This window comes from Candidatus Methylomirabilota bacterium, assembly GCA_035315345.1.
GTDB lineage: Bacteria > Methylomirabilota > Methylomirabilia > Rokubacteriales > CSP1-6 > CAMLFJ01.
Map to the genome: position 1 here is coordinate 38,606 of DATFYA010000073.1, position 21,162 is coordinate 59,767.

At 71.2% G+C, this 21,162-nt stretch carries 24 protein-coding genes; 11 read left to right on the plus strand and 13 right to left on the minus strand.

The window, feature by feature from the left end:
* The first annotated feature begins 17 nt into the window (after positions 1-17).
* Positions 18-422 (plus strand): thioesterase family protein, encoded by a 405-nt coding sequence (locus VKN16_08730; GenBank protein ID HME94284.1) that lies wholly within the window; start codon positions 18-20, stop codon positions 420-422.
* A 44-nt stretch (positions 423-466) separates the two neighbouring features.
* Here the strand turns inward: VKN16_08730 and VKN16_08735 are convergent, their stop codons facing one another.
* Positions 467-1,036 carry an NUDIX hydrolase gene (locus VKN16_08735; protein HME94285.1) on the minus strand — a complete coding sequence of 190 codons (570 nt, stop codon included), beginning with the start codon at positions 1,034-1,036 and terminating at the stop codon, positions 467-469.
* Between the two features lie 138 nt (positions 1,037-1,174).
* Here VKN16_08735 and VKN16_08740 point away from each other — a divergent pair, with 138 nt between their 5' ends.
* The gene (locus VKN16_08740; protein ID HME94286.1) at positions 1,175-2,410 is read left to right on the plus strand and encodes a Zn-dependent hydrolase; all 1,236 of its coding nucleotides are present in this window, start codon (positions 1,175-1,177) and stop codon (positions 2,408-2,410) included.
* Here the strand turns inward: VKN16_08740 and VKN16_08745 are convergent.
* The 4 genes from VKN16_08745 to VKN16_08760 all read right to left on the minus strand — a co-directional run bounded on the left by VKN16_08745 (position 2,407) and on the right by VKN16_08760 (position 5,652).
* On the minus strand, positions 2,407-3,072 hold the full coding sequence (locus VKN16_08745) for an ABC transporter substrate-binding protein (protein ID HME94287.1): 666 nt from the start codon (positions 3,070-3,072) through the stop codon (positions 2,407-2,409). The genes VKN16_08740 and VKN16_08745 overlap by 4 nt on opposite strands.
* On the minus strand, positions 2,979-3,443 hold the full coding sequence (locus VKN16_08750; protein ID HME94288.1) for a response regulator: 465 nt from the start codon (positions 3,441-3,443) through the stop codon (positions 2,979-2,981). The genes VKN16_08745 and VKN16_08750 overlap by 94 nt, the downstream gene beginning before the upstream one ends.
* Positions 3,444-3,595: 152 nt before the next feature.
* Positions 3,596-4,939: a magnesium transporter gene (gene mgtE, locus VKN16_08755; GenBank protein HME94289.1), complete on the minus strand. Its 1,344-nt coding sequence runs from the start codon at positions 4,937-4,939 to the stop codon at positions 3,596-3,598.
* Between the two features lie 17 nt (positions 4,940-4,956).
* Entirely contained in the window at positions 4,957-5,652 is a 696-nt protein-coding gene (locus tag VKN16_08760; protein HME94290.1) for an endonuclease/exonuclease/phosphatase family protein, read from the minus strand.
* 131 nt (positions 5,653-5,783) lie between these two features.
* Between VKN16_08760 and VKN16_08765 the strand changes: the two genes are divergently transcribed.
* The 4 genes from VKN16_08765 (at position 5,784) to VKN16_08780 (ending at position 10,097) form a co-directional block, all read left to right on the plus strand.
* Positions 5,784-8,021, plus strand: coding sequence for an acyl-CoA dehydrogenase family protein (locus VKN16_08765; GenBank protein HME94291.1), 2,238 nt, complete (start codon positions 5,784-5,786; stop codon positions 8,019-8,021).
* 9 nt (positions 8,022-8,030) lie between these two features.
* Positions 8,031-8,513: a MaoC family dehydratase gene (locus VKN16_08770; protein HME94292.1), complete on the plus strand. Its 483-nt coding sequence runs from the start codon at positions 8,031-8,033 to the stop codon at positions 8,511-8,513.
* A 1-nt stretch (position 8,514) separates the two neighbouring features.
* Entirely contained in the window at positions 8,515-9,711 is a 1,197-nt protein-coding gene (locus tag VKN16_08775; protein HME94293.1) for a CoA transferase, read from the plus strand.
* An 80-nt stretch (positions 9,712-9,791) separates the two neighbouring features.
* Entirely contained in the window at positions 9,792-10,097 is a 306-nt protein-coding gene (locus VKN16_08780; protein HME94294.1) for an ATP-dependent Clp protease adaptor ClpS, read from the plus strand.
* Here VKN16_08780 and VKN16_08785 read toward each other — a convergent pair whose 3' ends face one another.
* On the minus strand, positions 10,098-12,074 hold the full coding sequence (locus tag VKN16_08785) for a YjhG/YagF family D-xylonate dehydratase (GenBank protein ID HME94295.1): 1,977 nt from the start codon (positions 12,072-12,074) through the stop codon (positions 10,098-10,100). It lies immediately after the preceding gene.
* A 120-nt stretch (positions 12,075-12,194) separates the two neighbouring features.
* Here VKN16_08785 and VKN16_08790 point away from each other — a divergent pair, with 120 nt between their 5' ends.
* Complete coding sequence (locus tag VKN16_08790; GenBank protein HME94296.1) at positions 12,195-12,323, plus strand: hypothetical protein; 129 nt, start codon at positions 12,195-12,197, stop codon at positions 12,321-12,323.
* A 10-nt stretch (positions 12,324-12,333) separates the two neighbouring features.
* On the plus strand, positions 12,334-12,891 hold the full coding sequence (locus tag VKN16_08795) for a hypothetical protein (protein HME94297.1): 558 nt from the start codon (positions 12,334-12,336) through the stop codon (positions 12,889-12,891).
* Here VKN16_08795 and VKN16_08800 read toward each other — a convergent pair.
* Both VKN16_08800 and VKN16_08805 read right to left on the minus strand, forming a co-directional pair.
* Complete coding sequence (locus VKN16_08800; GenBank protein HME94298.1) at positions 12,888-13,169, minus strand: hypothetical protein; 282 nt, start codon at positions 13,167-13,169, stop codon at positions 12,888-12,890. The genes VKN16_08795 and VKN16_08800 overlap by 4 nt on opposite strands.
* Before the next feature lie 21 nt (positions 13,170-13,190).
* Positions 13,191-14,735 (minus strand): altronate dehydratase family protein, encoded by a 1,545-nt coding sequence (locus VKN16_08805; protein ID HME94299.1) that lies wholly within the window; start codon positions 14,733-14,735, stop codon positions 13,191-13,193.
* 619 nt (positions 14,736-15,354) lie between these two features.
* Between VKN16_08805 and VKN16_08810 the strand changes: the two genes are divergently transcribed.
* A complete protein-coding gene (locus VKN16_08810; GenBank protein ID HME94300.1) occupies positions 15,355-16,182 on the plus strand; it encodes an alpha/beta hydrolase in 828 nt (275 codons plus the stop codon).
* A gap of 40 nt (positions 16,183-16,222) precedes the next feature.
* Here the strand turns inward: VKN16_08810 and VKN16_08815 are convergent, their stop codons facing one another.
* From VKN16_08815 to VKN16_08835, 5 genes are read right to left on the minus strand one after another with little or no spacing between them, the layout of a single operon-like run.
* Positions 16,223-16,864: a sulfite oxidase-like oxidoreductase gene (locus VKN16_08815; GenBank protein HME94301.1), complete on the minus strand. Its 642-nt coding sequence runs from the start codon at positions 16,862-16,864 to the stop codon at positions 16,223-16,225.
* Positions 16,861-17,556 carry a response regulator transcription factor gene (locus VKN16_08820; protein ID HME94302.1) on the minus strand — a complete coding sequence of 232 codons (696 nt, stop codon included), beginning with the start codon at positions 17,554-17,556 and terminating at the stop codon, positions 16,861-16,863. The genes VKN16_08815 and VKN16_08820 overlap by 4 nt, the downstream gene beginning before the upstream one ends.
* Positions 17,541-19,064 carry an ATP-binding protein gene (locus VKN16_08825; protein HME94303.1) on the minus strand — a complete coding sequence of 508 codons (1,524 nt, stop codon included), beginning with the start codon at positions 19,062-19,064 and terminating at the stop codon, positions 17,541-17,543. Before VKN16_08825 ends, VKN16_08820 begins: the two co-directional genes overlap by 16 nt.
* Positions 19,065-19,373, minus strand: a complete 309-nt coding sequence (locus VKN16_08830; GenBank protein ID HME94304.1) for a redoxin domain-containing protein — start codon at positions 19,371-19,373, stop codon at positions 19,065-19,067.
* A 15-nt stretch (positions 19,374-19,388) separates the two neighbouring features.
* Complete coding sequence (locus VKN16_08835; GenBank protein HME94305.1) at positions 19,389-19,601, minus strand: hypothetical protein; 213 nt, start codon at positions 19,599-19,601, stop codon at positions 19,389-19,391.
* Between the two features lie 169 nt (positions 19,602-19,770).
* On the opposite strand from VKN16_08835, the gene VKN16_08840 reads away from it, so the two are divergent.
* Together VKN16_08840 and VKN16_08845 are read left to right on the plus strand one after the other, a co-directional pair.
* The gene (locus tag VKN16_08840; protein HME94306.1) at positions 19,771-20,532 is read left to right on the plus strand and encodes an NYN domain-containing protein; all 762 of its coding nucleotides are present in this window, start codon (positions 19,771-19,773) and stop codon (positions 20,530-20,532) included.
* Positions 20,533-20,545: 13 nt separating this feature from the next.
* A complete protein-coding gene (locus tag VKN16_08845) occupies positions 20,546-21,151 on the plus strand; it encodes a thioredoxin domain-containing protein (protein ID HME94307.1) in 606 nt (201 codons plus the stop codon).
* Positions 21,152-21,162: the final 11 nt, after the last annotated feature.

The following is a 21,162-nucleotide window of genomic DNA, read 5'->3' on the forward strand; positions in this document are numbered from 1 at the left end:
GTAGAAGAGGAGCCACCATGCCGCTCCAGCCGGGCCAGACCGCCGAGGTGCAGCAGGTGGTGACCCGAGAGCTGACCGCCGACGTGCTCGGCAATCGCGGCGTCACCGTATTCGCGACGCCCTTCGTGCTCACCCTGCTGGAGAACGCGGCCCACGCGGTGATGGTGCCGCACCTCCCGCCGGGCGGCGCCACCGTGGGCACCCGCGTCGACATGCGTCACCTGGCCGCGACCCCGCTCGGCATGACGGTGCGCGCGAAGGCGGTGCTGATCGAGACCGACGGCCGGCGCTGCCTCTTCGAGGTCGAGGCGTGGGACGAGGTGGACAGGATCGCCGAGGGCCGGCACGAGCGCTTCGTGGTGCCGGATCTCGCGCGCTTTCTCGAGCGCGCCGCCGCCAAGGGAGCGCGGGGACCGCGCTGATGGCGAGCCGGACCGGGTGGGGCGAGGCGCGCGGCGCGGTCACCTCACGCGGGTAGCGCGCCGCGCGCCGCGTGATCTCCGTTGCCGAGCCGCGCGAGGAAATCGCGCAGCGCCGCCTGCGTGGACGGGAAGGCCAGTTCCGTCCACGGGATGTCGGCGGGCGCGACCCACTCCAGCCGATCGTTCTCGTGGCAGAGGGTGAGCGTGCCGCTCAGCACCTCCGCCGTGTAGACCACGATGACCACCGGCGTCGCCGCGTAGGAGTAGACGCCGACCAGGGCGCCCAGGGCCACCGTGAGGCCCGTCTCCTCCCAGGTCTCGCGCAGGGCGGCCGCGTCCACCGTCTCGCCCCAGTCCACGTAGCCACCGGGGAACGTCCACTTCCCCCGCGACGGCTCGATGGCCCGGCGGGTGAGCAGGAGGCGACCGTCGACGAGCGGGATGGTGCCGGCCACCACCTTCTGGTCCAGGTAATAGACGAACTCGCAGCCCCCGCACACCATCTCGGGTCGCCGGTCGGGTCCGACCGGGCGCCGCTCGAGCCGGGCGCCGCAGAGGGGACAGAAGCGGATCGTCTCGGGAGTGAGAACGCGCGGAGGCGGATCGGACGGCATGACGCGGGCCAGTCTAGCACGCGCGGCCGCGACGCCTTGACACCCGGCGACCGCGTGCGCGAGGCTCGCGGTCGAAGGGAGGCGCCGCGTCCATGAAGTGTGTCGCGTGCCGGACCAGTAACCCATGAGAGGGGAGCCATGAGGATCAATCGAGCCCGCCTCGCCGGGAGCATGGACGCCCTCGGCAAGATCGGGGAGACCGCGCGCGGAGGCCTCGACCGGGTGGCCCTGACCGACGACGATCGGCGCGGCCGCGATCTGCTGGTCGGCTGGATGAAGCAGGCCGGCCTCACCGTCACCGTCGATCAGATGGGCAACATCTTCGGCGTCCGCCCGGGCACCGAGTCCCTGCCCCCCGTCTTCATGGGCTCCCACGCGGACTCGGTGCCGAGCGGCGGCAAGTACGACGGCCAGCTCGGCGTGCTGTGCGCGCTCGAGACGATTCGCACCCTGATCGACGCGCGGGCCCGCACCCGGCATCCGGTCGGCATGATCGTCTTCACCAACGAGGAAGGCGCGCGCTTCCAGCCCGCGATGATCGCCTCCGGGGTCATGGCGGGAAAGATCCCCCTGGAGGACGCCTACAACGCGCGCGACCGCGACGGGCGGCGTCTGGTGGACGAGCTGGAGCGGATCGGCTACCTGGGCGCCGAGCCCTGCGTGCCCCGCCCGATGCGCGCGTACCTCGAGCTGCACATCGAGCAGGGCCCAATCCTCGAGGAGGAGCAGATCCCCCTCGGAGTCGTCGAGGGCATCGTGGCGATCTCGTGGTCGCGGATCACCTTCCACGGCGTGCAGGACCACGCGGGCCCGACCCCGATGCGCATCCGCCACGACGCGCTGGTGGCCGCCGCCGAGGTGGTGGGCGGGGTGCGGGGCATCGCCCGGAAGATCGGCGGCAACCTGGTGGCCACGGTGGGACGGCTCGACGTGACGCCCAACATTCCCAACGCGATTCCCGGCCGGGTGGGCTTCTCGGTGGACCTCCGTGACCCGGCCGAATCCACCATCGACCGCGCCCTCTCCATGCTGGACCGGGTGGTGCGCGCCGCGGCCAAGCGCGAGGGCGTGCGCGCCGAGGTCGAGCACTACTGGCGCGTCCCGCGCACCCGCTTCGACCGCGAGGTCGTCGACGCGGTGGAGGCGGCGGCGGTCACCCTCGGCTGCGGCCACCGTCGCATCCTCTCCGGGGCCGGCCACGACGCCCAGTACATGGCGGCGATCGCGCCCACCGGGATGATCTTCGTGCCCTCGCGCGCGGGCCGCAGCCACTGCGAGGAGGAGTTCACCGCACTCGACGACATCGAGCACGGCGCCAACGCGCTGCTGCTCGCGTGCGCCCAGCTCGCCGGGGCGCAGGGCCGGCTGCGCTAGGGCGTGCCGCGCGCCTTGAGCCGCTGCACCAGATCCTCGTACGACGAGGTCCGGATGACGCGGTCGAACTGGGAGCGATAGCTCGCGATCAGGCTCACGTTTTCGATCAGCACGTCGTACATGAGCCAGCGGTCGCCCCGTCGAAGGACCCGCGCCTCCACCGGGACCTGGGTGCCCTTGGCGGTGACGATCTGGGCCCGCACCACGCCGTAGTCGCCGTCGATGCGCTCGCCCACGTACTGCACGCGCTCGCCGCCGTACTCGCCGATGCGCGACAGATAGCCGCGCTCCAGCAGCCCCTGGAAGATGCCGACGAACTCCTCGCGCTCCGCCGGGGTGCGCTTGCTCCAGTGCGGACCCAGCGCCCGGCGCGCCGCTTCCGCGACGTCGAAGGCCGCGAGCGCGACCGCGCGGATCTCGGCCTTGCGCTGGCCCTGATCCAGCGCGGGATCCTCGAGCACGCGGACGACACGGTCGGTGTGGGCCTTCAGCTGATCGGTGGGAGCGCCCGCCCCGGCGGGCCCGGCGAGCGCGAGGAGCAGCAGGAGCGCCGCGGCGAGCCGGCCGGTCAGGCGATGACCTTGATCAGGGCGCTGCGAAGGGCGCGCCCCGTGAAGGGCTTCTCCAGCACGTGGGCGCGGATCTTGGCGAGAAACCGCCACGGCCCCGGATCGTCCACGTTGCCGGTGATGAACAGGAAGCGACCGGCCAGATCCGGCCGCCGCGCGATCGTCGCGTAGTACACCGCCGGGCCCCCGCCGTCCGGCATGCACACGTCGCAGACCACCAGATCGTAGGGCACTCCGTGCACGTGCTCGAGCGCCCGGTCCACGCTGGTCGCCACGTCCACCGTCCACCCGGTGCGGCGGAGCAGCGCGGTCACCACGTCGGCCACCACCAGCGAATCGTCCACCACGAGCGCCCGCGAGGGCAGCCGCGTCGCCGTCGCCTCCGCGGCGGCCCGGGCCGAGCCGGCCACGCTCGGCACCGCGATCGGCTCCCTCTCCTCCGGCAGCGCACGCTCGTGTTCCATCACGGGGCACTAGGGCAGCAAGGCGCTTGCCACCGGCGAGCGTCTGACAAATGGCCGATATCATGGGCCGGATCCTCCGGGACGCAAGATTGGCCGGGCAGCCGAGGGACCAAGCACGGCACCGTTCGTCAACAAAGCGTCGGGGCGCGCGATCACGTGAGCCAGTGCAGCAGCGCGGTGGCCAGCGAGAGGAAGATGGTCACGCCGAGCACGTCCTGCAGCGCGGTCTCGAAGGGGCCGGCGGTGAGCGCGGGATCGAAGCCGAGGCGCTTCGAGAGCATCGGGATCAGCGTGCCGGCCAGCCCCGACAGATTCACCGAGATGAACATCGACACCGCGACCACGAGCCCGAAGGCGGGCGAGTGCCAGAGGAGCCCGATGGTGCCGACCACCACCGCGCACACCACGCCCAGGATGCTCGAGGTCTGGGCCTGCCGTCGCAGCGGCTCCCACCAGCGCGACAGCTGGACCTGGCCGGTGGCGAGGCCGCGCACCACCATGGTCACCGCCTGCAGGCCGGTGTTGCCCGAGATGGCCTGGATCACCGGGATGAACGACGCGAGCAGGATGACCTGGGCCAGCGTGCGATCGAACGCGTGGATGACCCACCCCGCGAACAGCTCGATGAGCAGCGTGGTCAGCACCCACGGCAGGCGCAGCAGCGCGATCTCGTAGGGCGTGCGGCGCTCCAGCTCGGCCGCGTCCGAGCCGGCCAGCCGGAAGATGTCCTCGGACGCCTCCGCCTGCACGATGTCGATGACGTCGTCCTGCGAGATGGCGCCGAGCAGGCGGTTCTGCTCGTCGACCACCGGCACGCTCACCAGTGCGTACTTGGCCACGAGCCGGGCGACCTCTTCGCGATCCGTCTCCGGACGCACGCTGACCAGCTCGTGATCCAGCAGCGCGGCGAGGGGGGTCCGGGGATCCGCGACCAGGAGCCGCCGCAGCGGCACCCGGCCCACGAGGTGCTCGTGGTCGTCCACCACGTACAGCTCGAAGGCGTGCTCTTCGCTCATGGAGCGGCGGATGTGCTGGATCGCGGTCTCGACGGTGGCGGTCTCGGGCAGGGCCAGGAAGTCGGGCGACATGTGCCGCCCGGCCGACTCGTCGGGATGCTCGAGGATGCCCTGGACCTCCTCGGACTTCTCCTCCTCCATGAGGTCGAGGATCTTCTCGGCCTGCTCGGTGGGCAGCTCGTCCACCACATCGGCCGCGTGCTCGGCCGGCATCTGATCGAGGATGCGGGACAGCTCGAGGTCGTCGAGTCCCCGGATCAGCTCGAGCAGCGTGTGGTCGTCGAGCTCGGACAGCACGTCGCCGGCCCGCTCGAGGCCGAGGGACCGGAACAGCGCCGGGCGCTCGCCCGGATCCAGGTGCTGCAGCACGTGGGCGACGTCGGCGGGATGCGCCTCACGCAGCGCCTCCGCATCGGCAGGCTCGGCCTCGGCGGTGGCCAGCCGCTGGGCGGCGTGCAGGAGTCGATCGTCCTCGGCCATGGTGCCTCGATGGGGGGTCAGGCCGGCGCCAAACGCAGGCGCGCCACCACCGGCAGGTGATCCGAAGCCACGCGGGCCAGACGGCTGCGGTGCACGCGGAACCCGTCGGCGTCGAGCCCGCGATCCCAGTAGATGCGATCCAGGGGAAAGAGCGGGAGCGGGGCAGGATGCGTGCGGCGGATGCGCGGGCCGTGCAGCTCGCGCCGAAGCGTCCGCCCGACCGCGCCCGGGAACCAGAACCACTCGTTGAGGTCGCCCACCACCACCCGAGGCCCGGTCAGCTCGTCGTGCAGGATGTGCTCGCGCACGAGCATGCGGACCTGCGAGGCGCGCTCGCGGATCTTCAGCCCGAAGTGCACGTTGAACAGGTGCAGGGGCCGATCCGCCCCGTGGGGCAGTTCGAGGTCCAGCCGGATGCCGCCGCGCGGCTCGCGGTCCGGCTGCGAGAGATCGAAGATGCGGCTGCCCCGCACGGCGAGCCGGGTCAGCACCGCGTTGCCGTAGGCGAGGCCGTCGCGCTCCCGGGTCGGCCCCATCGCCACCTGGACGCCCAGACGCTCGGCGAGCGCGTGCGCCTGGGGCCGGTACACCTCCTGGAGGCCGACCAGGTCCGCGTTGATCTCGCGCAGGACGTCCGCGATGCGGTCCAGGTCCACCCGCCGATCGAGCCCGGCGCACTTGTGGATGTTGTAGCTGGCCACCGTGAAGGTCATTGGCCTCAGCATACCGGTCCCCGGCGACGCTCGCCAAGAAAGCCACGGCCGCCGCCGCGCTCACGGTTGCAACGCCCCCACGGGCTTTGCTAGTCTCCTCGCAGCAGCCGATCGCCGACCGTGAGGTTTTCGTGAGTTCACGCACCGCCCAGCGCGTCCCCGCCATCGTGGCCGCCGTCCGCGAGTTCGTCCAGCACGACGTCATGCCGGCCGCCGCCGCGCTCGAGCATGCCGACCGCTACCCGCAGACCCTCGTCGACCGGATGAAGCGGCTCGGCCTCTTCGGGGCGCTGGTGCCGGCGGACTACGGCGGCCTCGGCCTCGACGTCACCACGTACGCGCGGGTCATCGAGGAGCTCTGCCGCGGCTTCATGTCGCTGGCCGGCGTGATCAACAGCCACACCATGGCCGCGCTGATCGTGCTCCACCACGGCACCGACGAGCAGCGGCTGCGCCTGCTGCCCCGCTTCGCCAGCGGCCAGGCGCGCGGCGGGCTCTGCCTGACCGAGCCGCACGCCGGCTCGGACGTGCAGGCCATCCGCACGGTGGCCCGCCGCGACGGGGACCGCTATCTCATCTCCGGCTCCAAGATGTTCGTGACCAACGGCCGCGAGGGCAACACGTTCGCGCTGCTGGCCCTGACCGATCCGTCGGCCTCCCCGCGCCATCGCGGCATGTCCTGCTTCATCGTCGAGAAGGGCGAGCCGGGGCCCCAGGTCGTCAAGTCCATCGCCAAGCTCGGCTACAAGGGCGTGGACACCGCGGAGCTGGTCTTCGACGCCTTCCCCTGCCCAGCCGCGAACCTGGTGGGCGGCGTGGAGGGCCGCGGCTTCAAGCAGGTGATGTCCGGGCTCGAGGCCGGCCGCATCAACATCGCGGCGCGCGCGGTCGGGGTGGCCCAGGCCGGGCTCGACGAGGCGATTCGCGCCGCCGCCGCCCTGCCCGAGCCGCCGCCCGCGCTGGCCGACATCGCCATGCGGGTGGAGTCGGCGCGGCTCATCACGTACTGGGCCGCCGCCATGAAGGACCGCGGCGAGCGCTGCGACCTCGAGGCGGGCATGGCCAAGCTGCACGCCTCCGAGTCCGCGCAGGAGGTGGCGGTCGAGGCCATGAAGGTCGGGGGCGTGCGGGCCCAGCTCGCCTCCGGCCTGGTGGAGCGCCTCTACCGCGACGCGCCGCTGATGATCATCGGTGAGGGCACCAACGAGATCCAACGCCTCATCATCTGCAAGAACCTGCTCGATCGCTACGGCGAGCGGCCGGGCGCCCTCACCTCGCGCGACCGTCTCGACGAGGAGCCGCGGCAGCTCGTGCTGGCGGTCCGCCAGTCGGTCGAGAAGGACGTCGTCCCGGTGGCGGCCGAGCACGACGCGGGCCGGCGGGATGCGACGCCGCTGGTGGAGCAGCTCGCCGAGCTCGGCATCTTCGGCGCGCTCGCCGACCCCGAGCACGGCGGCCTCGGCCTGCCCCTGCTCACCGCGGTCACGATCGTCGAGGAGGTCGCGCGCGGCTCGGCCGGGCTCGCCTCGTGGCTCGCCGCCCAGCTCGCGGCGACTCTCGCGGTCGAGCGCACCGGCTCGCGGGAGACGCGCGAGCGCTGGCTGCCCGCGATGGTCCGCGGCGAGCAATGGACCGCGCCGGTGGTCGGCGCCTCGATCGGCGCGCGCCGCGCCGGCCAGGAGTGGGTGCTCACCGGGGCGGCCCCGGTGGTGGCGAACGCGAGCCGCGCCAAGCTGTTCCTGGTGAACGCGGCGCTCGAGGGCGGCGGCACGCGCGCCTTCATGGTCGAGGCCGGCCACGCCGGGCTGACCGTGGGCCTCGCGTCGGACACCATCGGGCTTCGGGGGCTGGGGTCCGCCGACGTCGTGCTGGTGGGCGCGCGGCTCCGCGCCTCGGCCGCGCTTCGCGAGGGCGGCGAGATCGTGCTGGAAGCGGCCTCCAGCGTGGGCGCGGCCGCGGTCGCGGTGGGTCTGGCCCAGGCCGCCTTCGAGGCGGCCCTGCGCTACTCGCAGCAGCGGTCGACGTTCGGCCAGCCGATCTGCCAGCACCAGGCGGTGCAGCTCAAGCTGGCCGAGATGGCCACCCGCATCACCGCGGCACGCCTGCTCACCGCGCGGGCCGCCGAGCGCCTGGACGTGGACTCGCGCGACGACGCGGGGGCGGTGATGGCCCGGCTCGCGGCCAGCGAGACCGCCTACGCGGTCACCCTCGACGCCATGCGCATCCACGGCGGCTACGGCTACACCAGCGAGTTCCCGGTCGAGCGCTACTACCGCGACGCGGCCGCGCTGCTGCTGGGCCCGCGCGATCCGGTCGCCGAGCGGCGACGGCTGGCCGCGCGCTGGCTCGAGTCGAACGCGCGACCGTAGGCGGAAGCGATGGGCTACGGCCGGTACTACGAGGAGTTCGCGGTGGGCCAGGAATTCTCCCACTGGCCCGGCCGGACGATCACCGAGGCGGACTGCACCTGGTTCGCGCTGCTCACCATGAATCAGCATCCGCTGCACTCCGACGCGCACTACGCGGCGACCCACACCCAGCACAAGCAGCGCCTGGTGATGGGCCCGCTGGTCTACAGCGTGGTCATCGGGATGACGGTGGCCGACATCTCGGGCCGGGCCATCGCGAACCTGGAGGTGAACGCGCTCAAGCACGAGAAGCCCACCTTCATCGGCGACACCCTCTACGCGAAGAGCCGGGTGCTCGAGCTGCGCGAATCCCGGCAGGGCGACCGCGGCATCGTGACCGTCGAGACGCACGGGCTCAATCAGCGCGGGGATGTCGTCTGCTCCTACACCCGCAAGATCCTGGTGCCCCGGAAGAACCATGCGACCCTCGGCGAGGGGCGCCTGCCCTACTGACATGAACCGCCCTCCGCTCGACTCGGTGCGCATCCTCGCGGTCTCCCAGTTCGGGGCCGGGCCCTTCGGCACCCAGATGCTGGCTGACCTGGGGGCCGACGTGATCAAGATCGAAGACCCCGGGGTGGGCGGCGACAGCGCGCGCTACGTGCCGCCGTTCCAGGGCGAGGCGGACTCGCCCTACTTCCAGTCGTTCAATCGCGGCAAGCGCTCGGTCTCGCTCAATCTCCGCCATCCCGACGGCCAGGCGGTGTTCCACGATCTGGTGCGCGTGTCGGACGCGGTCTTCAACAACGCGCGCGGCGATCTGCCCGACAAGCTCGGCCTCACCTACGACGCGCTGAAGGCGATCAATCCGCGCGTGGTCTGCTGCTCGCTCACCGGCTACGGGCGGACCGGACCGCGGGCGGCCGAGCCGGCCTTCGACTATCTGGTGCAGGGCTACGCCGGCTACATGTCGGTGACCGGCGAGCCGGACGGCCCCCCCGGCAAGTGCGGGGTCTCGGTGATCGACTTCGCGGGAGGCTACGCCGCGATGGTCGGATTGATGGTCGGGCTCTTCGAGGCGCAGCGCACCGGCGTGGGCCGCGACGTGGACATCTCGCTGCTCGACACCGCGGTCAGCATGCTCTCGTACTTCGCGGTGTGGACGCTCAACCGGGACTGGATTCCGGAGCGCACCCGGCACTCGGCCCACCAGACGCTCGTGCCCGCCCAGAACTTCCCGACCCGCGACGGCTGGATCGTGGTGTTCTGCAACAAGGACAAGTTCTGGCGCGACCTCGTCGACGTCCTCGGCGCGCCGGAGCTGGCGGACGACCCGCGCTTCCGCGGCTTCGGCGACCGCTTCGCCCATCGCGAGACGCTCCTGCCGCTGCTGCGCGAGCGGTTCGCCACCCGGACCACCGAGGAATGGCTGGACCGGCTGCGCGGACGGGTGCCGTGCGCGCCGGTCAACGACGTGCGCCAGGCCCTGGCCGACCCGCAGGTGCTCGCGCGGGACATGATCGTCGACGTCCCGCACCCCGAGTTCGGCACCATGCGCGAGGTGCGCAGCCCCGTACGGACCGAGGGCGAGATCCGTCAGCCGCGGCGGGCTCCGCGCCTGGGCGAGCACACCGACGAGATCCTGCGCGAGGTCCTGAGCTACGGCGACGCCACCATCGCGCGGCTTCGCGAGGGCGGTATCATCGGGTAGCACCGGCCGGGCGAGGTGCAGCCGAAGGCGAGCCGGCCGTGGCAGGGCGAGGTGCAGCCGAAGGCGAGCCGAGCGAATACATGATGCTTCCACGGTCGCACGCCACCACCGAGAGACCCGAGGTCGACGAGGAAGAGGCCACCGACGTCGCGGTGGCGCCTCCCTGGATGACCGTGCTGCACAACTGCGACTGCCACACCTTCGAGGAAGTCGTGAAGCAGCTCATGAAGGCCATCGCCTGCTCCGAGGAGCGCGGGTGGGAGCTGGCGTGGCAGGTGCACAACACCGGCAAGGCGGTGGTGAAGGTCGGCCCCGAGACCGAGTGCGTGCGCGTGGGCAACGTCCTCGCCGCGATCGGCCTGATCGTGACCGTCACGCAGTCGTAGTCACGCTCCCGCCGGGCGCGGGGACGTCAGCGCCGCCACGATGGCGTCCACGTCATACACGCACCCGCCCCACGCCCCGCCCCCGGCCTGCTGCAGTGCGGCCCAGAGCCGCGTGTCGTCGGGCAGCTTCGCATCCGGGGCCAGGTCGGGCCGCGGCGGGCGGCCCGCCAGCACCCGGCTCCCTTCCTCCGCGCCGAACATTCGCTCGTCGGCGCCCACCAGGTCGATGCTCCCCTCGAGCCGCAGGCGATCCACCATGATCTGCACGAGATCGCCGTCGCGCAGGCGCCCGATGGGGCCGCCGGCCAGCGCCTCGGGCCCGATGTGGCCGACGCAGGCGCCGGTGGATACCCCGGAGAAGCGCGCGTCGGTGAGCACCGCCACCTGCTTGCCCCACGACAGGTGCTTGAGCGCCGACGTGATCTGGTAGATCTCCTCCATCCCCGCGCCGATCGGCCCGCGGCAGATCAGCACCATGACGTCGCCCGGCTTGACCCGCTCCGGCCCCGTGCTCTTGATCGCGGCGATCGCGGCGCGCTCGGTGGTGAACACGCGCGCCGGGCCGACCTTGCGATACACGCCGTCGGCGTCGACCACCGACGGGTCGATCGCGGTGCTCTTGATCACCGATCCTTCCGGCGCGAGGTTGCCGCGCGGAAACGTCACGGTGCTCGTGAGCCCGCGCGTGCGCGCCCGCTCCGGATCCATGATGACGTCGTCGGGATCCACGCCGTCCTGCTCGCGCAGCCGCTCCCGCAGGGCGCGCCGCCGCGCCGAGCGCTCCCACCAGTCGAGCCCGCGCGCGAGCGGCTCGCCGGAGACGGTGAGGACGCGCTCGTCGAGCAGCCCGGCCCGCCGGAGGTGCAGCATCACCTCCGGCACCCCGCCGGCCAGGAAGACGCGCACCGTCGGGTGATTGCGCGGGCCGTTCGGCAGCACGTCCACGAGCCGCGGCACCCGGCGGTTGACGTCGGTCCAGTCGGCCACGGTGGGACGCCGGAGCCCGGCCGCGTGGGCGACCGCGGTGAGGTGGAGGAGCAGGTTCGTGGAGCCGCCGAAGGCCGCGTGCACCATCATCGCGTTGCGGATGGCCGCGTCGGTGACGACGTCGCGGGTGGTGACGCCGCGCGTGCCGAGCGCGACGAGCGCGCGCGCCGAGCGCCGGGCCATGTCGAGCCAGACCGGCTGGCCCGACGGCGCCAGCGCGGTATGCGGGAGCGAGAGCCCGAGGGCCTCGCCCACCACCTGCGAGGTGGCCGCGGTGCCGAGGAACTGGCAGCCGCCGCCCGGGGACCCGCAGGCGCGGCACCCCAGCTCGGCCGCGCGCTCCAGGGTCAGCTCGCCGTGCGCGAAGCGCGCGCCAATCGACTGCACCGTGCCCGCATCCTCGCCGGCCTGCGGCGGCAGGGTCACGCCGCCGGGCACGAGCACGCAGGGCAGATCCCGCAGCGCGGCCAGCGCCATCATCATCGCGGGCAGCCCCTTGTCGCAGGTGGCGATGCCCAGCACGCCCTTGCGCGTCGGCAGCGATCGGGCCAGCCGGCGCAGGACCACCGCCGCGTCGTTGCGATAGGCGAGGCTGTCCATCATGCCCGGCGTCCCCTGGGTGCGGCCGTCGCAGGGATCGGAGCAGAATCCCGCGAAGGGCAGGCACCCGAGCTCGCCCAGCTCCTGGGCGGCCGCCTGCATCAGCAGGCCGATCTCCCAGTGACCGGTGTGGTAGCCGAGTGCGATGGGCCGGCCGTCGGCGGCGCGAATGCCCCCCTGGGTGGACAGCATGAGGTACTGCGGCCGTCCCAGCTCGCCGGGGTCCCAGCCCATGCCCGCGTTCTGGGTGAGCCCGAAGATGTCGCCGCTCGGGCTATCGCGGAGCATCTCCGCGGTCAGCGGCAGTCGGCCCTGCGGACCGGGCCCGGCGGTCTCGATCGCCCACACCGACGGCTCGGATCCTACGATCTGCTCGAACGAGGTCACCATTTTGGTCTTCACCCCTTCCGGTTTTGGGGGATCGAGCATCCGGCCGTGCGGCGGTCGTTCGCCAATTCAGCCACTTCGATGGTATCGGTCGCTGGCACTGGAGTTGCTCCCGCTAACGGCATGCTGAAGCGACTGGGCACGAGGCTCCTGGACCTGATCGACAACATGCCGCTCGGCTGGCTCGGCGGACCGTTCCGACGCATGACGCCGGTCCCGGTTCGCCGCCCCCGCAGCCCGTACTACCGCTAGCCCTCCCCCGATGAGCCCGGGAGGGCATCTGGTCACGACCGCGGCGGCGTGCGCCGCGGTGTACGCGGGCACGGGCAGCCCGGCCCTGACCGCGGGGCTGGCCGCCGGCGGGTTCCTGATCGACGTCGATCACGTCATCGACTACGTCCTCTTCGAGCGTCAGCGCGATCTGCGGCCCGGCAGCTTCCTCCGCTACTACGTCAACGGCCAGGCTCGGCGGGTCGTGCTGGTCCTCCACTCCTACGAGCTGCTCGCGCTGCTGGCCGCGGTTTCGTGGCTCACCGGGATCGAGTGGCTGTGGGGCTGGGTCTTCGGGATGCTGCTGCACCTGCCACTCGACGTCATCTTCAACGGCAAGTTCGCCTCGGGCGGTCTCGTGCACTTCTACAGCTTCATCGTCCGGGCCCGCGCCGGCTTCCTGGCCGACCGCTTCACCGACCGGGCGCGGCGCCCGGTGGCCGACGACGTGTTCTGGGGCGCGTTCTTCAAGGGCGGGCAGCTCGCGGACAAGCCGCAAGGGGACCCGGCCGCTCCCGTGCGTCGCGCGTCCGAGCCGCTCCGCGGCTAGGCTCCCGCCGGCGGCTCGCTGAGCAGCATCCAGTCGTCGATCCCGTCGACCGTGGGGGGCGTCCCGCTGTTCGTGGTGAGCGTGCGCCCCTTGCTCGGGGAGAACCAGACGAACTCGTTGGCCAACGCGCCCCCGGCCTCCGGCAGCTCGGCGATCTCGGGGCCGGTGGTCCCGCTCTCGCGACGCTCCGCCTTCCGCGCCTTCTTGGCTTCCAGCTTGGCCTTGCGCTGATCTTCCTTGCGGCGCCGGTCGCCGCGGTACATGCCCGGGTTTGCCATTGGATCTCCCTGCGCCTGGCCTTACATGACAGGTCCGATGATCCACGGAGCGAATTCTTCTTCACCGACGCCGGACAGCTCGCTCTTGCTCGGCTTGCCGGACGCGACCGCCACGATCTCCTCGAAGATCTGCCGCCCCACGTGGGCGAGCGGCGTGCCTTCCAGGATCACCCCGCAGTTGATATCCATGTCCTCCGACAGGTGGCGGTACATCAAGCTGTTGGTGGCCAGCTTGATCGACGGCACCGGCTTGCAGCCGAACACCGAGCCGCGGCCGGTGGTGAAGCAGATCATGTTGCAGCCGCCGGCCACGAGACCGGTGATCGACACCGGATCGTGTCCGGGCGTGTCCATGAACACGAAGCCGCGGGTGGTGATCGGCTCACCGTACTGGAAGACGTCCATCATCGGCGTCGTCCCGCCCTTGGTCACCCCGCCGAGCGACTTCTCGTAGACGGTGGTGATCCCGCCCGCCTTGTTGCCGGGCGCCGGATTGTTGTCCATCGCCTCGATGCCACGGCAATACCACTCCCACCATTTGTACCGATCGATGAGCTTCTTGGCCACGCCCTCGTTGATCGCGCGCCGGATCAGCAGGTGCTCGGCCCCGTAGATCTCGGGCGTCTCGGCGAGCACGCCGGTGCCGCCGTAGCGCACCAGCTCGTCCACCGCCCAGCCGAGCGCGGGATTGGCGGTGATGCCGGAGGCGCCGTCGGAGCCGCCGCAGTTGGTGGCCAGCATGATCTCGGAGACGGGCTGCCGGCTGCGCCGGGCCTCGTTCGCGTGGGGCAGGAGCTTGGCCACCTCCCGCGTGGCGGTTTCTACCGTCTTGCGGATGCCGCCCGCTTCTTGGATGTTCACCACGAACGGCCGCCGCTCCGGATGACCGGGAGCGGCCATGCGCTGGCGATCCACCATGACCGCGGCCTGGTTCACCTCGCAGCCGAGCCCGATCAGGATGTAGGCTGCGACGTTCGGGTGCTTGGCGTAACCGGCCAGCACCCGCTGCAGGGCCATGTGGTCCTCGCCGAACAGCTTGGTGCCGCAGCCCGACTTGTGGGTGATCGCGAGCACCCCGTCGATGTTCGGATAGTCCTTCCCCACGTCGCGGAAGCGGTCCTTGACAAACTGGCTCACGCTGGCCGAGCAGTTCACTCCGGAGATCACCGCCACGTAGTTGCGCGTGCCCACGCGCCCGTCTTCTCGCAGGTAGCCGTCGAAGTGGCGCATCCGATCCGGCGGGTAGAACGCGACCGGCTGCACGTCGGTGCCGACCTCGTACTCCTGGTGCCGGTCGCCCACCGCCACGTTCTGGACGTGGACGTGATCGCCGATCGCGATGTCGGCGGTGGCGAAGCCGATGGGCTGCCCGTAGCGCCGGACCGGCTCCCCGACGCGACGAGCCCGGCGGGCCACCTTGTGCCCGGGCTTGATGTCCTGCCGCACCTCGATGGGCCCGTCGGCGTCCTCCAGGATGGTGCCGGCCGCGATCTCCTTCTTGGCGATCGCCACGTCGTCCTCGGGCCGCAGGATGATTGCCACTTCGGTGATCGCGTGACTCGCCATGATTGGCTTCCTCGCAATCGCCCTCTCCCCTCGCGGGAGAGGGCAGGGTGACGGGCTGTGTTGAGAAACTCTACTCTACCGTCAGCCCTCGCGCCTTGACAAGGCGCGCGAGGCCGCCAATGCCACCGCCACCTCCCGTCCCTTCGCCTCGATGATGTCCGGTAGCTCCTCCGGCGTACGTCAGTGCAGCTCCTTCATCAGCCGAAGAGACAGCGGCAGTCCTTGAGCCGCTTGATCCCGTATTCGAGCGCCACGACACGGGGACCTGAGTACCTTCGATCCGGCTGGACAGCCGGCCTCGCGACGGACGAATGGGCGGATCAGGAGGCGGGGGTTGGCTAGCCGCCCCCTTCCCGGCGAGGCGGCGGATGAGGCGATCAGCTTCCGAGAGACCTCCGATGAGAGGCGACCCCCACTCGATGGCCGGGCGGCAAAGGGTCCGGCATACTCGCGCCCCGATGGAGAGCCGCCGGGCGTCATGTGAAGCGCGGTGGGCGCCGCCGCGAACAGCGATCACTGCTATTCTCGTAACTGCGCCCCGAAAGCCCGCTCTGATCCCCGTCCGGCTCGCCCCACGGCATGGCAGCCATGAGCATTTCAAGCTAGACTGCGTTTCGCCATGTCATTCACCGAGCGCACCGTCCGCGTCAACGGCGTCACGCTGCACTATCTCGACTGGGGAGCCGCCGATCGGCCGCCGGTGATCTTGCTGCACGGCATCACCGGCCACGCGCGGGTGTGGGACCACCTCGCGAGCCGCCTCCTGCCCGGCCATCGCGTCCTCGCGCTGGATCAGCGCGGCCACGGCGACAGCGAGCCCGCGCCGGACGACGACTACGGCGTGGGCACGATGGCCGACGACGTGGCCGCCTTCGCGGCCAGCCTGCGGCTCGATCGCTTCGCGCTGATCGGCCACTCGATGGGCGGGCGCATCGCCATCAAGTACGCGGCCGACCACGCCGCCCGCCTCGACCGCCTCGTGATCATCGACATCGGCCCCGAGATCAACCTGGCCGGCCTGCAGCGCGTCCGCGACATGATGGCGCACTCGCCCGAGCGCATCGAGAGCGAGGAGTGGGCCGTCGAGTACATCCGCCGCGGCAACCCGCTCCAGGACGTCGACATGCTCCGCGAGCGCGTCCGGCACGGGCTCAAGCGGCTGCCCGATGGCGAGCTCACCTGGAAGTACGCCAAGGGCCTGCGCGACATGATGCGCGTGGGCCGCCGCGACGCGGTCGACCTGTGGGAGCCGCTTCCCCGGATCACCTGCCCGACCCTGGTCGTGCGCGGCGCGGAGAGCGACATCCTCTCGGCCGACGTGGCCAAGAAGATGACGGCGCGGCTGCCCGACGGACGGCTGATCGAGATCGAGGGGGCCGGCCACACGGTGCCCGCGGACCGGCCGGAGGAGTTCGTCCGGCAGATGCGGGCGTTTCTCTCGGCGTAGACCCCCTCACCCTGCCCTCTCCCCTCAGGGGAGAGGGGTATCAGCGGGCGCGGAGGCGGCGGGCGGCCTCGGCCCGCATCGTCTGCATCGCGCGGGTCTCCTGGTCCGAGTAGCGCTCCTCCGCCCACGGGTCGGCGCGCATGTGGTAGCCGTTGACCTCCCAGAAGCCGGGCGGATTCACGTCGAGGAACTCGAAGGCGCGCAGCCACTTCGCGCTCTTCCAGAAGTAGAGCTTCGGCACCACCAGGCGCAGCGGGCCGCCGTGTTCCGGCGCGAGATCCTGCCCGTCGTGACGGAGCGCCAGCAGCACGTCGTCGTCCACCAGGTCGGCGAGCGCGAGATTGGTCGTGTAGTCCGGGTCGGCGTGGACCATGACGTACCGGGCCTCGGGCGTCGGATCGACGCGCTTCAGGATCTCGCGGATGGGGACGCCCTCGAAGCGGTTGTCCAGACGCGACCAGTGCGTCACGCAGTGGATGTCGCAGGTCACCTCGGTGCGCGGCAGGGCCTGGAACTCCTCCCAGGTCCAGCTCACCTCCCGCTGGAGCAGGCCGAAGCAGCGGAACGACCACGTTTTCGGATCGAAGCGGGGAGTCAGACCGTAGGTGAGCACCGGCCACTTCCGGGTCAGCACCTGCCCGGGCGGTGTGCGCTGCGCCGCGTCCCGCGCGAGATCTCTCATTCCGCCTCTCCTCTCGCCGTGACGAAGCGGTAGCCCTGGCCGTGCGCGGTGACGATGTGGGCCGGCCGCTCCGGGTCGTCCTCGAACTTCTGCCGCAGCCTGAGGATATGGGTGTCCACCGTCCGCGTGGTCGGAAAACGATCGTAGCCCCACACCTCGTCGAGCAGCCGGTCGCGGGTGATCACCTCGCCGGGATGCTCGACCAGATAGCGGAGCAGGTCGAACTCCTTCCGGGTCAGGCGGACCTCGCGCCCGGCCTTGAACGCCTGTCGGGCGCGCAGGTGCACGCGCACGTCGCCGAACGCGAACTCCTCGAACTTCTGGCGCGGGCCCGGGCGACGCAGCACCGCGCGGATCCGCGCCATCAGCTCGCGGACGCTGAACGGCTTCGTGAGGTAGTCGTCGGCGCCCAGCTCGAGCCCCTGCACCCGGTCGGCCTCCGCGCCGCGGGCGGTCAGCATGATCACCGGCGTGTCGAGTCCGCGCGCGCGCAGCTGCCGGCACACGTCCCATCCGCTCATGCCCGGCATCATCACGTCGAGCAGGATCAGGTCCGGCGCCTCGGACAGGCCCAGGGCCAGGCCGCGCGCGCCGTCTCCCGCCGCGATGGTCTGGTAGCCCTCGAAGCGCAGGTTGTCCTCGAGCCCGCGCACCATCTCGGGCTCGTCGTCGACGATCAGGATTCGCGGCATGCCGTCGCCGCCGGCAGGTAGAGCGTGAATCGGCTCCCGCCTTCCGCCGCGGCCTCCACGCCGACGCGTCCGCGGTGGGCCTCCGCGATGTGCTTGACCAGGGCCAGGCCCACGCCGCTGCCGCGGCGGCCCTGCGTCTCGCTGCGTCCGACCCGATAGAACTTCTCGAAGATCCGCTGGCGCTCGCCGACCGGGATGCCGATCCCCTCGTCGGCCACCTCCACCGAGACGCCGTCGCCCTCCCGGCGCGCGGTCACCGTGATGCGGCGCCGCTCGGCCGAGTACTTCATCGCGTTGTCGAGCAGGTTGGCCAGCGCCTGCTTGATCGCGTCGTCGTCCATGGCCACGTCGGGCAGGTCGGGCGCGATCGCCACCTGCACGGCGAAACCCTGCTGCTGCAGCGGGTGGCGGAAGCTCTCCAGCACCTCCTGGATCAGCGGCTCGATCGGCCCCGGCGCCGTCTCGTAGCGCTGGCGCCCACTCTCGATGCGCGAGAAGTCGAGCACGTTGTCGATCAGCCGGCTCAATCGCTCGCTCTCCCGCGTGAGCACCGCGTAGTACTCGCGACGACGCTGCGGGTCGGGCACCCGGTCCATCTCCAGGGTCTCCGAGAACATGCGGATGAGAGAGAGCGGCGTCTTCAGGTCGTGGGACACGTTGGCCACGAAGTCCGACTTCAATTGCGCGATCTCCGACTCCCGGCGCACCAGCCGGTAGGTCGCGACGAGGCCGGCCGCGATGACCGCGACCAGCAGCACGAAGGCGCCCATGAAGATGGCGGCCTGGCGTCGCACCATGTCACGCGGCGACAGCCCCGGCGGCTGGTACAGGGCCACTCGCCAGGCGGGCAGCGCCTCGCCCAGCGGCACCGTGAGCACCGGCGCGGCCAGGTCCCCCGGATGCGAGGCGTACACCGCCCGCCCCTGCCCGTCGAGCACCGCCAGCGCGCCCTTGCCGTCGGCGCCGCCCAGGGCCTGCTCCAGCACGTCCCGCCGGAGCGCCCGCTCGTCGCGGTGCAGGCCGACCAGGAGCGGCTCCCCCGCGGCGCCGGGCACCACCGCGGCCAGGATCACGTGGCCGTCCACCTGGAGATGGCGCCGGCCGCCGCGCTCCCAGAAGCCCTGGGAGATCTCCCCGCGGAGCGCGGTGACGAGGCGAGCCTCGTCGCCCGTCGACGCGAGCGGGTAGAGCATGCGCCCCTGCCGGTCGAAGACGTAGACGCGGTCGAAGAACGGATGGCGGGCCTTCCAGTCGTCCACCGTGGCGGGACCGAAATCCGGCGTGAGCGCGGCGGCCTGCAGGGCGGCGAGACCGTCCTGCTCGGCCCGTCCCAGCGCCATGTCCACCTTCTCGGCGGCCATCGCCGCGGTGTCGCGCGCCTGCTCGCGAAGCTGCAGCTCGGCCGCGACCTCCCAGCGGCGGAGCGAGAGGTACCCGAGCGCAGCCAGCACCGCGGCCGCGACGAAGACGGCGCCGAAGATGAGGGCGGGAGCCGGGCGCGTGCTCACCTAGGGCTCGAGCAGGAGGCGCTGGATCCGTTGCTCCATCTCGGCGTAGGCCCCCTCCCCGATGTGGGTGAATCGCACGATTCCCTTCTTGTCCACCAGCACCGCGGACGGCCACGCCCAGTTGCGGTAGCGCCGCCAGATCGCATAGTCGTTGTCCTGCACCACCGGATAGCGGATCTGGAGGTCTCGAGTGGCTTGCGTCACCTTGTCCAGCGGCTTCTCCCAGAAGAACTCCGGCGAGTGCACGCCCACGATGGTCAAGCCCTGGTCTCCGTACTTGCCGTGCCAGTCCCGCAACTGCGGGATCACGTTCTTGCAGTTGTATCAGCCGTAGGTCCAGAATTCCACCAGCACCACCCGTCCGCGCAGGCCCGCGAGCGAGAGCGGCTGGCTGTTGATCCACGGCCCGCCGGTGATCTCGGGGGCGGGCTGCCCGACCGCCACCACGTTGTCGGCGGCGCTGCCGCGGCCGCTCGGGGACCCGACGGTGGCCAGGAACATTCCCATCCCGAGCATGAGGATCCGGATCGCGCGCATCGCCACCTCCCGCGTCAGTCTAGCGGAACGGGACGGCGCGATGTCACGCGGCTGTGAAATCTCGCCGGGGCGCCCGCCCGATCTATAATGACGACTGGCGAGCGGACGGGCACGGGCCCGTCCGGCAGCACCGGCGCCGGGGCAACCAGTAGCAGGAAGGATGGTGGACATGAGTGACGACCGGAAGCTGGCGATGTTCATCGACTTCGAGAACATCGTCCGCGGCGTCAAGGAAGCGCAGTACAAGCAGTTCGAGATCAAGCTGGTGCTCGAGCGGCTCGTCGAGAAGGGCAAGATCATGGTGAAGCGGGCCTACGCGGACTGGAACCGCTACACCGAGTACAAGCGCCCCTTCCACGAGCACGCCATCGAGCTGATCGACGTCCCCCAGAGCCGCTACAGCGGCAAGAACTCGGCCGACATCCGCATGGTGGTCGACGCGATGGATCTGGCCTACGCCAAGCAGCACGTCGACACCTTCGCGCTGGTGTCGGGCGACTCCGACTTCTCCCCGCTGGTCTCCAAGCTGCGGGAGAACGATCGCTACGTGATCGGCCTGGGCGTGAAGTCGTCGTCGTCCGAGCTGCTGGTGGGCAACTGCGACGAGTTCATCTTCTACGAGGACCTCATCCGCGAGTCCAAGAAGACGACGGCCCTGCGCGGGCTGCCCGAGAAGAAGGCGGAGGCCTTCGCCCAGCTCATCGAGGCGATCCAGGCCCTGCAGCGCGAGAACAAGGACACCCTCTGGGGCTCGATGGTCAAGCAGACCATGATCCGGAAGAACCCCGCGTTCAACGAGTCGTACTACGGGTACTCCACCTTCTCGAAGCTGCTGGAGGAGGCGGCCAAGCAGAAGATCCTCACCCTCGAGCGCGACGCCAAGAGCGGGACCTACATCATCACCTCCATCGAGGCCGACCGCGCGGCCTGACCCCGCTCGACTCGTGATTCGGCTCCGCCCGCGCCTCTTCCGCGTCGCCGCGGTCCTGCTCCTGCTGGGGTGGGCCGCCGCGGCCGCCGCGGACAGCCCGCCCCGGTTCACCGCGGATCCCGCGATGACGCGGGGCCCCGCGGGCGCGCCGGTGACGATCTTCGAGTGGAGCGACTACCAGTGCCCGTTCTGCCGGGAGGCCCAGCAGGTGATGGGACGCCTGCAGGCCGAGTTCCCCGACCAGATCAAGATCACGTTCAAGGATTTCCCGCTGCGCTCGCACAACCGCGCGGTGCCCGCGGCGGTGGCCGCCCGCTGCGCAGGAGCGCAGGGGCGGTACTGGGAGTATCACGACCTGCTCTTCCTGGCCCAGCCCGACTTCTCGCGCGAGGACCTGCTGGGCTACGCCCGCCGTCTGGGCCTCGACCCCGAGTCGTTCGCGCAGTGCTTCGACACCGCCCGCTTCCAGGACGCGGTGCTGGCCGACCAGCGCGAGGGGCGCGAGGCCGGGGTGCGGGCAACGCCCACGTTCTTCATCAACGGGCGGAAGATCGAGGGCGCGCTGCCGATCGAGACATTTCGCGAAGCGGTCCAGCAAGCCCTGCGCGAGGCGCGCTGAACCGCCGCCCA

What these genes read in the sequence shown, in the direction of transcription:
- VKN16_08730 (HME94284.1), top strand. Translation starts at nt 18, where the DNA reads ATGCCGCTCCAGCCGGGCCAGACCGCCGAGGTGCAGCAGGTGGTGACC.
- VKN16_08735 (HME94285.1), bottom strand. Translation starts at nt 1,036, where the DNA reads ATGCCGTCCGATCCGCCTCCGCGCGTTCTCACTCCCGAGACGATCCGC.
- VKN16_08740 (HME94286.1), top strand. Translation starts at nt 1,175, where the DNA reads ATGAGGATCAATCGAGCCCGCCTCGCCGGGAGCATGGACGCCCTCGGC.
- VKN16_08750 (HME94288.1), bottom strand. Translation starts at nt 3,443, where the DNA reads ATGGAACACGAGCGTGCGCTGCCGGAGGAGAGGGAGCCGATCGCGGTG.
- mgtE (HME94289.1), bottom strand. Translation starts at nt 4,939, where the DNA reads ATGGCCGAGGACGATCGACTCCTGCACGCCGCCCAGCGGCTGGCCACC.
- VKN16_08760 (HME94290.1), bottom strand. Translation starts at nt 5,652, where the DNA reads ATGACCTTCACGGTGGCCAGCTACAACATCCACAAGTGCGCCGGGCTC.
- VKN16_08770 (HME94292.1), top strand. Translation starts at nt 8,031, where the DNA reads ATGGGCTACGGCCGGTACTACGAGGAGTTCGCGGTGGGCCAGGAATTC.
- VKN16_08775 (HME94293.1), top strand. Translation starts at nt 8,515, where the DNA reads ATGAACCGCCCTCCGCTCGACTCGGTGCGCATCCTCGCGGTCTCCCAG.
- VKN16_08780 (HME94294.1), top strand. Translation starts at nt 9,792, where the DNA reads ATGATGCTTCCACGGTCGCACGCCACCACCGAGAGACCCGAGGTCGAC.
- VKN16_08785 (HME94295.1), bottom strand. Translation starts at nt 12,074, where the DNA reads ATGGTGACCTCGTTCGAGCAGATCGTAGGATCCGAGCCGTCGGTGTGG.
- VKN16_08790 (HME94296.1), top strand. Translation starts at nt 12,195, where the DNA reads ATGCTGAAGCGACTGGGCACGAGGCTCCTGGACCTGATCGACAACATG.
- VKN16_08795 (HME94297.1), top strand. Translation starts at nt 12,334, where the DNA reads ATGAGCCCGGGAGGGCATCTGGTCACGACCGCGGCGGCGTGCGCCGCG.
- VKN16_08800 (HME94298.1), bottom strand. Translation starts at nt 13,169, where the DNA reads ATGGCAAACCCGGGCATGTACCGCGGCGACCGGCGCCGCAAGGAAGAT.
- VKN16_08805 (HME94299.1), bottom strand. Translation starts at nt 14,735, where the DNA reads ATGGCGAGTCACGCGATCACCGAAGTGGCAATCATCCTGCGGCCCGAG.
- VKN16_08810 (HME94300.1), top strand. Translation starts at nt 15,355, where the DNA reads ATGTCATTCACCGAGCGCACCGTCCGCGTCAACGGCGTCACGCTGCAC.
- VKN16_08815 (HME94301.1), bottom strand. Translation starts at nt 16,864, where the DNA reads ATGAGAGATCTCGCGCGGGACGCGGCGCAGCGCACACCGCCCGGGCAG.
- VKN16_08820 (HME94302.1), bottom strand. Translation starts at nt 17,556, where the DNA reads ATGCCGCGAATCCTGATCGTCGACGACGAGCCCGAGATGGTGCGCGGG.
- VKN16_08835 (HME94305.1), bottom strand. Translation starts at nt 19,601, where the DNA reads ATGCGCGCGATCCGGATCCTCATGCTCGGGATGGGAATGTTCCTGGCC.
- VKN16_08840 (HME94306.1), top strand. Translation starts at nt 19,771, where the DNA reads ATGAGTGACGACCGGAAGCTGGCGATGTTCATCGACTTCGAGAACATC.